Consider the following 13,039-nt stretch of genomic DNA (forward strand, 5'->3'; position numbering starts at 1 on the left):
AAAAGCAAAAAGCCAATCCACAGGGATTGGCTTTTCTGTTACTATATTTTTAACTTTAGCACCTTAGCACTTCAGCACTCACTTCAAAATATGCTGTCCCAAAATCCTATACACTTCATTGATATTATCGCTTCCCTTACCAAAGGTTTTCTTGATCGGCTCGGCCTCGTCTTTGATCCAGATCTTGAGTTCGGCATCGAGGTCGAGAAGTCCGGCGCTTTCTTTTGAGAACTTGATCACGTTTGCGTACGGTATAGACAGGTAATCGGTCTTGCTGCCGACGAGTTGCTTTTCGACCAAAATCAGACGTTTGTTGGTGAAGATAAACATATCGCGTACGAGCTTGAACGCTTTCTCGATGTTCTCTCCGGGCACGATGATCGGCTCGAATTCTTTTGTGATGGCTTCGATGGAAACCTCGGAGGCGTTTCCTAAAATGGCATTGAATAGTCCCATGGTGTTCTTTTTCGATAAAGGTACGCTTCCGTTTCCACAGCCGCTATCGATTTCACACTTTTTTGGCCTGCGATTTTGGTTTCGCCACGAACGGAACGAATCACACTAAAGATTTGTGCAATTCGCGTTATCCGTGGCCACCAAAACTATTTCTTCAAGAAAACTTTAAATGTCGATCCGTGGCCGATTTCCGAAACCACTTCGATGCGTGCGCCAAGCTTCTGCACCAATTTGTTGACCGTACACAATCCGATTCCGGTTCCCTTGTTTCCCGAGCGGTCGGTCGTGCCAAGCGTGCCGAAAATCTCGAAAATCTTGTGGAATTGGCTTTCGGGGATTCCGGGCCCGTTGTCTTTTACGAAAATCACGACATCGTCCTCAGTGCTTTCGCATCTGATTTCAATAATGCCTTTCGCCTTGTCGTTGTATTTTATGGCATTCGCGATCAGGTTATAAAGGATTTGTCCTAACGCCATCTTGTTCGACCAGAATCTCGATTTTGCATCGGGATAAACGAATTCGAAATCGCCTTTCACGTTGAGCAGGTTCACGATGTATTCCGAAAATTCCCGAAGCCTGATTTTCTCGCGCTGGGTAACGTCGAGCGTGTCGTATTTGTAATGTTCGAGGATACCGTCGACGAGTTTTTTGAGTTCTGTGGCCGATTGTCGTATGTATCCGATCATCTGGCGGCCGTTGTCGTCGAATTTGTCCCCATACATGTCGTTGAAAAATTCCGACAATTGCATGATGTTGTTCAAAGGCGACTTGATGTCGTGCGAAACTACGTGCGAAAACTGCTCCAGGTCTTTGTATCGCTGGGCGAGTGCATTATGGCTTTCGATAAGCTTGAAATTATTCTTGCGCAATTCGAGCAATTTACTCACCTGATTGGCCAGTTTTTCGAGCGCCTTGATCTGGAACTCCTCGAGTTTTTTGGGTTGGGTATCGATCACGCACAGAACGCCTAGCGCAAATCCGTCGGGATTTACGAGCGGCACGCCGGCATAAGATCTTACGCCGTTTTCGACACTCACATGCGGATTGTCATGGAAACGCTCGTCGTCAAGTGCATCGTTTACGATAAAAGTACGGTCGGGCGTCGTGATCGCATGTCCGCAAAAAGAACTTTCGCGATCCGATTCATTAAGGTCAAGCCCGATTTTAGACTTGAACCACTGACGGTTCTCATCCAGTAATGTTATCACAGACATGGGCGCGCCGCAAATCTCTGAGGCGAGCCGCGTAATGTCGTCAAAATCCTTTTCCGGTTCGGTGTCGAGAACCTTATATGACAAAAGTGCATCAAGCCGCTGTCTGTCGTTGGCTGGGATGGGTGCCGCTATCATGGGTTGAATTTGAGCCGCAAATATATACGGTAGCATAATTTCTGTAAATGCGGAAAACCACAATTATTATAGTGTTGGGAATTGTTTATTAGTGGCAGTAGCAGTAGCAGAATGTCATTATGTCGATATGGTCAAAAGAGAAACTTTAGCAATTCGGCATTTTGTACTTCAGCACTTTTCACTACATTTATCTCATTACAAGCCATCTAAAATTCTACACGCCATGTTAGTAAAAGTATTCGGAAGCGCCGTCTTTGGCGTAGAAGCCACGACCATCACCATTGAAGTCCACATGGACAAAGGCATAGGTTACCACCTCGTCGGTTTGCCCGACAGTGCCATCAAAGAGAGTTGTTACCGCATCGCGGCCGCGCTCAAGAACAACGGCCTCAATTTCCCGGGAAAGAAAATCACGATCAACATGGCACCCGCCGATTTGCGAAAGGAAGGCTCGGCCTACGATTTGACGATCGCTTTGGGCATCCTGGTCGCCTCGAACCAAATTTCGGCCGACGATATTTCGCAATACGTCATCATGGGCGAACTCTCGCTCGACGGAAAACTCCAACCCATAAAAGGCGCGTTGCCGATTGCCGTCAAAGCACGAGAGGAAGGTTTCAAAGGTTTTTTTCTTCCGATGCAAAATGCCAAAGAAGCCGCGATCGTCAATGATCTCGATGTGTACGGAGTCGAAAATTTGCAGCAAGTCATCGATTTTTTCGGTGGAAACGGAAATCTCGAACCCACGGTCATCAATACACGCGAAGAATTCAACATCCCGTATCTGCCCGAATTCGATTTTTGCGACGTCAAAGGACAGGAATCCATCAAGCGCTGCATGGAAATTGCGGCTGCAGGCGGCCACAACATCATCCTGATCGGGCCGCCCGGAGCCGGAAAGACGATGCTGGCCAAACGTCTTCCGAGCATTTTGCCGCCGATGACTTTGCGAGAGGCTTTGGAAACGACCAAAATCCACAGCGTCGCAGGCAAATTGAAGGAAGTCGGGCTTATGCGACAACGGCCGTTCCGCAGTCCACACCATTCGGCATCTTCGGTTTCGCTTGTCGGTGGCGGCAGTTTTCCGCAACCCGGAGAAATCAGCATGGCGCACAACGGTGTTTTGTTCCTCGACGAGCTTCCCGAATTCAAACGCGAGGTACTCGAAGTGATGCGACAGCCGCTCGAAGACCGCGAAGTGACCATTTCGCGTGCAAAATTCACGGTCACGTATCCTTCGTCTTTTATGCTCGTCGCAAGCATGAATCCTAGTCCCGGCGGATATTTTAAAGATTCGGACGCGCCTGTAAGCAGTACGTCGGCCGAGATGCAACGGTATTTGAACAAGATTTCGGGACCGTTGCTCGACCGCATCGACATCCATATAGAAGTTACGCCAGTTCCTTTCGAAAAACTCAGCGATACGCGAAAAAGCGAAAGCAGCGATGAGATCCGTGAGCGTGTCACCAAAGCGCGAATGATCCAAACGCAACGATTCGGCGATTTTGAAGGCGTGAATTACAACGCGCAAATGTCGGTAAAGCACATCCGTGAATTTTGCGCGCTTGACGCCACGTCGTTACAACTGCTCAAGGGCGCTATGGAAAAACTCAACCTTTCGGCAAGGGCTTACGATAGGATCCTAAAGGTTTCGCGCACGATAGCCGATTTGTCCGCGTCCGAAAAAGTATTGCCCGAACACATAGCCGAAGCCATCCAATACCGCAGTTTGGATAGGGAAGGTTGGTTGGGATAGTGAAACGCATTCGACCTGCCTAATTGTCATTTTCTCCCCGTAAAGACCCAAATATTTCTGGCGAAATTTGTATAAATAAATCTAAGGACATGAGAAAGATAACAGTTTTATCGATGATTACATTAGATGGAGTCATGCAAGCACCGGGCGGACCCGAAGAGGATCGTTCGAACGGTTTCGAATACGGAGGTTGGACTGCGTCTTACGGAGACGAAGCTTACGGAAAAGCTATTGAGCAAGAATTAAAACCCGCCGACTATCTTTTAGGCCGCAAGACGTTCGAGATTTGGGAGAATTATTGGCCCGAACACGGTGATTTCTGGCCCGGAATCAACGAGGGTACGAAATATGTGTTGTCGGGCACAAGAAACGATTCGGATTGGAAAAATACCGAGTTCCTCACCAACATCGAACAAATTGAGAAACTCAAGAATTCAGATGGTCCCAACATTCAGGTTTGGGGCAGCAGCGAACTGATACAATTATTGCTTTCGCATGATTTGGTCGACGAACTGCGTCTCAAAATCCATCCGCTGACACTTGGGAAAGGCAAAAAGCTGTTCGGCGACGCAGGTATTCCCGCAGCATTTTCGCTCACCGAAAGTTCTATTACTTCAAAAGGCGTGTTGCTGGTGAGTTACGACAGGGCAGGAGATGTAAAAACCGGAAATGCCGGCGCGTAATTCGCTATAATTCGTTGAATGTATCGCCGTCCTGGATATTGCCGCCTTCAAAACCTTTCATGAACCATTTCATGCGTTGTTCCGAAGTGCCGTGCGTAAACGAATCGGGTACGACATGGCCTTGCATGCGTTTCTGGATCGCATCGTCACCGACGGCCTGCGCGGCGCTCAAGGCTTCTTCAATATCGCCCGGTTCGAGCATTTGTACGCGTTTTTCATTATAGTGCGCCCATAGCCCGGCGTAGAAATCGGCTTGGAGTTCAAGCGCAACAGACAATTTGTTCGCTTGGGCTTCGGACATGCCTTGCTGCATTTTGCGTACTTTTTGGGAAGTTCCCATCAGCGTCTGTACATGATGCCCGATTTCGTGCGCGATCACGTACGCTATCGCAAAATCGCCGCCTTTTGCGCCGAACCGGCTTTGGAGTTCCTTAAAGAATTCCATATCCATGTACACTTTTTGGTCGGCAGGACAATAGAATGGGCCTGCTGCCGAAGTCGCGCTTCCGCAACCGGTTTCGACTCCGTCGGTAAAAAGCACGAGATTAGGTTCTTGGTACGTCATGCCGTTTTCCGAAAATATCTGTTTCCACACGGCTTCGGTATCGCCCAAAATGACGTCGGCCATTTCGCCTAGTTTCTTTTCTTCTGCCGTAAGTTCGCGTTGTTCGGTTGGTGTCTGTACGCTTTGTTTCTGGATTTCGTTGAGGATCTTGCCCGTGTCACCGTCACCGCCAAGGAAGAGTTGCGCCAATACGACGATTACCGCGATCAAACCTCCGCCTGCCGCGATTTTTCCTCCCGACATGCCGCGACGATCTTCAAGATTGCCGCCACTTCCGCTTCTTCCTTGCCATTTCATAGTGTATATTTTTTAGGTTATACTTCGTTTTTGCGCAACCAGACCGAAAGCACGTTGCGGATATCGTCCTCTACAATCGGTTTCGGGATGTAATCGCTCATGCCGGCCTCGAGGCATTTTTCCTTTTCGCCTTTGATGGTTCCGGCCGTAAGCGCGATCACGGGTACGCCGCGCACATTAAATTTACGGATTTCCATCGACGCTTCATAACCGTTCATCACGGGCATTTGTACATCCATGAAAACCAGGTCGGGATCGAGGCGCAAAAAGTCGTCTATCGCCTGGCGACCGTCGAAGCATTCGTATATGACCGCCTGTGGCAATATTTTTCGGATCAACGTCTTGGCGAGCAGCATGTTGATCTTATTGTCTTCCACGATCAGGATGCGCACCGATTCGTCATCGAATCCGTTGGGTGATACATGATCCTGTATCGCGATAGCAGGTTCGAATTCGCAGTTTTCAGACAATCCGACTTCGACTTCGAAATAAAACGTACTGCCTTGTCCATACGTACTTTTAAGCTCGAGCCTGCTTTCCATAAGCCCGAGCAGTTTGTTCGAAATCGCAAGGCCAAGTCCGGTTCCTCCGAATTTTTTGGTCGTAGAACTGTCTTCCTGCGAAAACGCGTCGAAAATCTTTTCCTGATTCGATTTGCGGATGCCGATTCCCGTGTCCTGTACCGAAAAGTACAATCGTGCCTTGTCTTCGGTGCGGTCGAGCAGTTTCACTTTGAGTTCGATGCTGCCTTTTTCGGTGAACTTCACGGCGTTGCTCATCAAATTGATCAGGATCTGCTTGAGACGGATCTCATCGACAAGAATGCACTTTGGCACGTCGTCGGCTATCGAAAGCACGACGTCGAGGCTCTTGACGCGCGAATCGTATTCGATCAGTTTGGTGATGTGATGGCAAAGTCGGAACAGGTCGGTGTCTTCGGGCGTCAAATCGAGTTTTCCCGCTTCGATCTTCGAGAAGTCGAGAATGTCGTTTATGATCTCCATAAGCGCGTTGGCCGACTGGTTCACCGTGGTCATGTACTGGCGCTGTATGTTCTCGAGATTGGTTTTCATTAGTAAATCGGTAAACCCGATGATACCGTTCAAAGGCGTGCGGATCTCGTGGCTCATGTTGGCCAGGAACTCAGACTTGGAGCGGCTTGCGGCCTCGGCGAGTTCTTTTTCCTTTACCGCCGTCTCGTTGCGTTTGCGCTCGGTGATGTCGAGCAAGATGCCTTCGATGAAATGGAGTTTGTCGTTTTTGAGGATGACGTCTCCGAATTCCTCGATCCAGACGACTTCGCCCGATTTGTTGATGATGCGGTATTCCAAATGGAACGGTTCGGCCTTTTCGATAGCCGCGCCGCGAATGCCCATGCCTTTCTCGAAATCTTCCGGATGCACGAGGCTCGGGAACCAAAGTCCTTCTTCGAGGAAAGCCGAACACGGATAACCTGTGAGTTTTTCCATCTCACGGTTCAGATAAACGAGTTTGTTTTCCTCGTTGAGCATGTACACCGTGCCCGGGATGTTATTGGCGAGCAAACGGAATTTCTCCTCGTTCTCGTTGATGATGTTCTCGTTGATGTTGCGTTCGATGGCCAATGAGATATTGCTCGCGAGCGATTGCAGGATCGTGATCTCGTCTCCGGTCCATTCACGCTCGGTGGCGTCGTCGAATACGATCATGCCGTGCAGTTGGTTGCGCACGAAAATCGGAAGCACGAGCAGCGACTTCACGCCCAGTCCGAGCAGCAACTCCTTCGAACTCGTGTATTCCATTTCCTTGACGATGCTGAAAAACGGTCGGTTGTCGTTCATGCACTCCATGATTTCCGGAAGTTGCGTATGCGGGATGTGCAGCAAATCGGGATTCGGCGGCGTGATGCTTTTGATGTCGCCGAGCCAACGGTGTTCCTGTCGTATCGTCTTGTCTTTGTCGTTGTTGCGGAAATACGACAATCGGTCTACGTTCGTTACGTTTCCGACCGATTTGAGGATGCCCGTAAAAATCTCGTCGGTACTTTTACTCATGAGGAACTTGCCCGTATTTCGCGTGATCACCGTGAGGATTTCACTCTTATAGGCAAGATTCTTTTCGGCCTCGCGCCTCATGTGCGATTCTATGGCAATCGCGGTCAAATCGGAAACCGAGCGCGCGAAACTGATGTCTTCGTTGTCCCAATCGCAATGTTTTCCGACCGATTCGAAACAAATGACGCCCGAAATTTCCCCGTTGACGAAAATCGGCGTGTCGAGCAACGAACGGATACCGTTTTCCTGTATGTAATCTTCGCACAATTCTACGGTTTGCGGGCTGTTGAACACGTCCGAAGCCACAACCTGGCGTTCGTTCTCAAGAGCCGAGAAATACACCGGATATCGGTCGCGTTCCAGCGAAAGCGTCGTGATCGGTGAAGCGCCCGAACTGTTGTACATGGACGCGCAATGGATGCCGTCTTTATCGTAATTCCAATAGCCGGTGCGGTCTACGTCGAGGCTTTTGGCCGAAAGTTCGAGAATGTGCTTCAATACGTCCTCGAGCTTTTCCTGTCCGGCGAAACTCTTGGTCGCAAAAATCTTGAGCGTGTCGTTGTATCGCGCGAGCTTTTTCTCTTTGCGGATCTTTTCGTCCTCAAGCGATTTGACCAGCGTAATGTCGCGCGCAATCACCGAAAAACCTGTGATTTTTCCAAAATCGTTGCGTTTGATGCTCACGCTTTGGGAAACCCACAAACTTTCGCCGTTCTTTTTCACGAACGGGAATACCTGGATAGGATAGGAGTTGCGGTTTTTGGGAGCGCGGTCGTACTGAGAACGTATCTTGGCTTGGAAATCCTCGCGTATGAGCACGCTGTAATGACGTTGGTAGAATTCCTCGGCCGAATAGCCCAAAATGCTTTCGGTAAACGGGTTCACGTAGGTGTAATTGCCGTGTCGGTCGGTTTCGTAGATGATGTCCGAAGCCGATTCGATCAGGTTTTTATATTGGTTCTGGACGTGGACGTGATGTGTGATGTCTTGTCCGATCCCGATGAAAAGATTATCCGAATATTGCTTGTCCTTCCATTGGATGTAGCGGTATTCGCCGTTCTTCGACCTTAACTTCCTGATGTAAAGTCTTCCGTCTATGTAATTTTCGTGGTATTCTTCACCAATGAATTCGGCATCTTCGGTAAGTTTCCAGAAATTGAGATCCATGACTTCTTTCGTCGAATAGCCCAAAATCCCTTTTATGCTTTCGCTGCAAAACAGCACTTCGCCTTTGCGGTTGGTCGCGATGATAAGCGAGTTGCCTTTGTTGACGATCTCGTTGGCGAACAAAAACTTATCTTTCGTATTGAGGATGCCGATGTGCTTCGTATAATGGAAAACCGTCGTAATCAGACAAGCGTTGAACAAAATAGCGACAACCTGGTCGTCGAGCAGCGACGCGATAAGGAATATGAAAAGCATCGCGAAGGTGCACACCACGAAAATCAGGTATTGCCTGATGGTCTTGAAAACGCTGTACGAAAAGAAGTACACCAATATGAACTCGGTAAGCGTGATCATCTCGAACGGTTTGAACACCAATTTATAGGTGACGAACGCCAGATAGCCGATGAAAGCGACGAAGAAAACGCGCCTGATGTTGTATTCCAGAACCGTCCATCTGCCCGATAAATAATACAAAGCGATGAGTACCGAACTGAATATGATGTTCTCGGTGAGTTCGCTTTCGCGCCTTACGCTAAAGAATTCGAGGAAGACTTCGGTCGCAAAGAAAATGATGCCGAAAAAAAGCAGGTAAAGCCTGAATTGTTCGGGATTGGAATCGATTTCGGAATAATTCGAGACGAAATCCTTGTTGAAACGCGTCTTTTGGTTGAACGTCAGGTAAAGTAAACCACCGGTAAGCGCGAGCATAAGCACGAGAAACCAACCCTGGGACGACAATCTCTCACCGGCCTGAACAGACTCGACCGACAAAAACGAACCCGACGCAAAAGCGCGAACCGAAAAAACAGTGAGAAGCACGAATGAAAAAACGCCCTGTCTTATGCGCATAAAAGCTTGGAATTGACCCGATAAAAATATGAAAATATGTCGATTATCGATTCAAATATGTTAAAAAAGCAATCGTCATACATCTCGCGCAAAAGCATAAAAAAACCACGATGCGAACCGTGGTCTTTATATGGAAAAGTATGTTTTACAGGTATTCGGAACTTCCGATCTCGTCGATTTCGCTTTTGTCGTCTATACCGACCGAATGTTTGTAAATGGTGTAGTACATCGACGTGATGAACGGAATGGTGAACAACACCCCGATACAGAACGCGATGATCCCGACGCACGCAAGAAAATACGCTACGATTACGAGAGCCAGCAAAAGGAAAGGTTTCTTGAATACGATGATAAAGCTGCCGCGGATGGCCTCTACCGGTTTCTGGTTTCCGAAAATGATCAGCGGAACGGCCATCATCGTGCTGAATGAAATCAAGGCGCTGATCAGCATCGACACGACAGAAACCCATGAATCCATCGGGAAAGCACGTTGCAACAAGGTTGTAACTCCGACAGAAAAAGCCGAGACCAACAACGCTTCAACAAACAAAGGAGTGAAATAAGGTTGTTTGTAGCATTGGAAAGCGTCGCCAACCGACAAGTCTTCATCTCTATCCGCCTGATTGGCCATTTTGATGATTCCGGCCGAAAACGGGTTCGTTATTCCCGCAATGACACACATGGCAAGACAATAGACGATGGTAGCCGTGGCAGACATACCGTTTGTCTGCATACCTGTCATGAAATCGGCATACGCCATTACGCCTCCCATAGCGACCATCACGCCGATTCCCAATGCGGTCAGCACGATACCGAATACCAAAGTCGCGAGTCCGGTCATCAGCGCCGATTTTTTATAGGTTTCGAAAGCGTCGTTGAAAACCGCCCCGAAATCGAGGTCGTAACCGTTCGCTTTTATCTCTTCAATTTTTTGTTCGGTACTTTTCATGTTAGGTGTTTTGGTGCACAATGATAGCGATTTTTTGCCGAAGTCACAGCCATTTCAGCCATTTTCTAAGCAAGGAAACCTTGTTGCCGTACGGCGCGTAACGCAACGTTATGTCGAGCCAATTGGCTTTGCGCGAAATAGGTTTTTTATGCGTAAACGTGTCAAAACCGAAGCGGCCGTGATAAGTGCCCATACCGGAATTCCCGACACCGCCGAAAGGCAACCGACTGTTCGCGAAATAACTGAGTAAATCGTTTACGCAACCGCCTCCGAATGCATGTTTTCTTATTATGGCGTCGGCCTGGTGACGGTCATCGGTAAAAACGTAAAGCGAAAGCGGTTTTTCGTACGAACCGATAATGTTGTCCATTTGGTTTTCGTCCGAAAATCCGATTACGGGAAGCAACGGCCCGAAAATCTCTTCTTTCATGATGGCGCTGGCCAGATCGGACTCGTCGATGATCGTCGGGGCGATGAAAAGCTCGGCAACATCGGATTGTCCTCCATGTACCACTTTGTGGTGTTCGATAAGCCCGACGAGCCTTTCCCAATGCTTTTTATTAATGATACGCGGCAAATCGGGTGACTTTTGAGGACGTTCTCCGTAAGCGGCGATTATTTCTTGTTTGAGCGATTGCAGTAACCTTGATTTGACCGAAGCTTCCACGAGTACATAATCGGGAGCGATGCAGGTTTGGCCTGCGTTGACGAACTTGCCCCACACGATTCGTTTCGCCGCGAGTTTCAAATTGGCCTGAGCCGTGACGATACAAGGGTTTTTTCCGCCCAATTCAAGCGTGACGGGCGTAAGGTATCGTGCTGCGGCCTGCGCGACTTTTTTGCCGACGTTTACACTTCCCGTGAAGAAGATATAATCCCAACGTCGCTCGAGCAGTTTTTCGGCCACTTGGGCACCACCTTGAAAAACCTCGACGTCTATCGGATCGAATACTTCGGATATGATATTGGAAACGATTTCGGATGTATTCGGCGTAAGCTCGGACGGTTTAAGCACGACGGAATTCCCGGCGGCATAGGCGGCAATCACGGGCAACATCGCCAACTGGAACGGATAATTCCAAGGCGAAATGACGAGCACGTTTCCGTAAGGATCTTTGATGATACGGTCCGAAGAAGGGAAATTGAGAACCGACGGAAATACGATTTCGTCGCTCGCCCAGGAACGCAGTTTTTTTATGGCCGTCTTGAGTTCGGACGTCACGAAATACGTTTCGGTAAGTACAGCCTCGAACGCAGATTTTCCAAAATCATCGTGTAGTGCCTGGATCACGGCATCCTCGCGAAGCGTCAACACATGAAGCAGTTTTTTGAGAGTTTCCTTGCGCTGGGAAATCGTGGTCTTGCGGTGCATATCGAGCCGTTTACCCAAATATAGTCAGAAAACGGTTATCAATCGAGACCGAAACTGTATCCTATGAACGCATCGGCCTGTTTGTTGTCGCTTGTGAGATTGGTGATGATGGAACCTGAACCTAGATAGAATCCGTAAGCGCGGACTCCTATACCGCCCGAGATGCCCGAAATCTCGTTATTTGACCAACTCGACCAGACTTCGAAATTATCCAAAGCGAACCGCGGCGTGATCGCGATGACGTTCTGATACGTGATTTGGTCGTTCGCATCGTCTGGGTTGAGTTTTTGTTGCCAGTAAACCGAAGCGTAGAATTTGGGAACGATTTTCACGTCGGCATAAGCCGAAAACACCGTCGGCAACTTGACCTTGAAATCGGTTTTGGTATTCGTGGCGCGATCGAGATAGCCGCTTTGCAACAAGATGTTTTCGGTTTCCTCAAGACTTTCCACGTTTTGGAATTGGTTTAGGTTGAGCGACTCGGCGCCTTGAATCGAAAGTACATAGTTCGTAGAGGAATTGTTGGCCGATTTGTATTTCATCGAACCGATGTTGCGCACCGACAGCCCGGCGTTAATGCGGTATTTGTTGGGTTGTTCAACGTCCGAAAGGCGATAGTTTACGCCAAGATCGGCCGCCACGCCTCCGAGACTTCCGAAAAGAGAACCCGTGTAATCGCTGAATTGGGTGAATTCCTCACCGAGATTACCCGAATAGGCAATATTGAGATTTGCGCTCGCATCGGTAAGCGTCACGTTTCCGAGGTTATTGTTTATAGTGCCCGAGAATCGATCGGCACCCAAATTGGCATAAGAACCCGGAAAAAGCAATTTGAACGTAAGTCCGCCGCTGAATTTGTGCGTGCCGTCGTCGTAGAAATTACGTGCCGCGGACAATCCGATCTCGCCCCAAGTCGTTCCGTTAAGACGTTGGTTGTAGTTGTTGTTGATCGTGGTCGAACCGTTGATGATGGCGTTCAAAGTGGCTGTGGAAACCGCGTCTCCGATACGAACGTCCACATCGACGAGATCGAGTTTGGCGTAGGCTTTTGATGTCAACGCGAACGTCCAGTTATCCATTTTATAAGCGAACCCGGGGCCGTAGATTTCACCGTCGAACCTAAGATCTACTGCTTCCGTACCTCGGAAAACCAAATCCTCGAAACTGTCGTTGCCGAACAGGTCGCTGAAACCGATCTTGTTATTGGTCGCATTGGCACTCACCGAGAAAACCTGGATTTCATATTTTGAGCCCAGATTGGCGAGCTCGGCGGGATTGACGCCTGCGTGGACCATTCCCGTGCGCTGGGACGTGTTCATGCCCGCGAAGTGCTGTTGGCCGAAAATCGGAATACTGAAAAGGAAAAGTAGGGTGAGGAAAAGCGTTTTCATAAGCAGCGATTTAGGGATGAAGCTACAAATGTTAACGTTTTGGGTTATTGTGGTATTGTTGGAAAGCGTTGCATGATTTTGGGGAAATGTTGTAGGTGAAATGTGAAATGTGAAATGTGAAATGTGAAATGTGAAATGTGAAATGTGAAATGTGAAATGTGAAATGTGAAAT

Annotated in this window: 9 protein-coding genes; 2 read left to right on the plus strand and 7 right to left on the minus strand. The window is 48.6% G+C overall.

Going from position 1 to position 13,039, the window contains the following annotated elements; translation table 11 throughout:
- Positions 1-78: 78 nt before the first annotated feature.
- Positions 79-456 carry a PH domain-containing protein gene (locus tag HZF10_RS01625; RefSeq protein ID WP_176004424.1) on the minus strand — a complete coding sequence of 126 codons (378 nt, stop codon included), beginning with the start codon at positions 454-456 and terminating at the stop codon, positions 79-81.
- 146 nt (positions 457-602) lie between these two features.
- Positions 603-1,805 carry a sensor histidine kinase gene (locus tag HZF10_RS01630; protein ID WP_176004425.1) on the minus strand — a complete coding sequence of 401 codons (1,203 nt, stop codon included), beginning with the start codon at positions 1,803-1,805 and terminating at the stop codon, positions 603-605.
- A gap of 223 nt (positions 1,806-2,028) precedes the next feature.
- On the opposite strand from HZF10_RS01630, the gene HZF10_RS01635 reads away from it, so the two are divergent.
- Together HZF10_RS01635 and HZF10_RS01640 are read left to right on the plus strand one after the other, a co-directional pair.
- Positions 2,029-3,561 (plus strand): YifB family Mg chelatase-like AAA ATPase, encoded by a 1,533-nt coding sequence (locus tag HZF10_RS01635; protein ID WP_176004426.1) that lies wholly within the window; start codon positions 2,029-2,031, stop codon positions 3,559-3,561.
- 89 nt (positions 3,562-3,650) lie between these two features.
- Positions 3,651-4,244, plus strand: coding sequence for a dihydrofolate reductase family protein (locus HZF10_RS01640; RefSeq protein ID WP_176004427.1), 594 nt, complete (start codon positions 3,651-3,653; stop codon positions 4,242-4,244).
- A gap of 4 nt (positions 4,245-4,248) precedes the next feature.
- Here the strand turns inward: HZF10_RS01640 and ypfJ are convergent, their stop codons facing one another.
- From ypfJ to HZF10_RS01665, 5 genes are all read right to left on the minus strand, one after another.
- Entirely contained in the window at positions 4,249-5,106 is an 858-nt protein-coding gene (gene ypfJ, locus HZF10_RS01645; RefSeq protein WP_176004428.1) for a KPN_02809 family neutral zinc metallopeptidase, read from the minus strand.
- A 17-nt stretch (positions 5,107-5,123) separates the two neighbouring features.
- A complete protein-coding gene (locus HZF10_RS01650) occupies positions 5,124-9,155 on the minus strand; it encodes a PAS domain S-box protein (protein WP_176004429.1) in 4,032 nt (1,343 codons plus the stop codon).
- 145 nt (positions 9,156-9,300) lie between these two features.
- Positions 9,301-10,104 carry a hypothetical protein gene (locus HZF10_RS01655; protein ID WP_176004430.1) on the minus strand — a complete coding sequence of 268 codons (804 nt, stop codon included), beginning with the start codon at positions 10,102-10,104 and terminating at the stop codon, positions 9,301-9,303.
- 43 nt (positions 10,105-10,147) lie between these two features.
- Entirely contained in the window at positions 10,148-11,476 is a 1,329-nt protein-coding gene (locus HZF10_RS01660; protein WP_176004431.1) for an aldehyde dehydrogenase, read from the minus strand.
- 38 nt (positions 11,477-11,514) lie between these two features.
- Positions 11,515-12,867, minus strand: a complete 1,353-nt coding sequence (locus HZF10_RS01665) for a hypothetical protein (RefSeq protein WP_217703321.1) — start codon at positions 12,865-12,867, stop codon at positions 11,515-11,517.
- Positions 12,868-13,039: the final 172 nt, after the last annotated feature.

This window comes from Flavobacterium agri (assembly GCF_013401995.1).
GTDB lineage: Bacteria > Bacteroidota > Bacteroidia > Flavobacteriales > Flavobacteriaceae > Flavobacterium > Flavobacterium agri.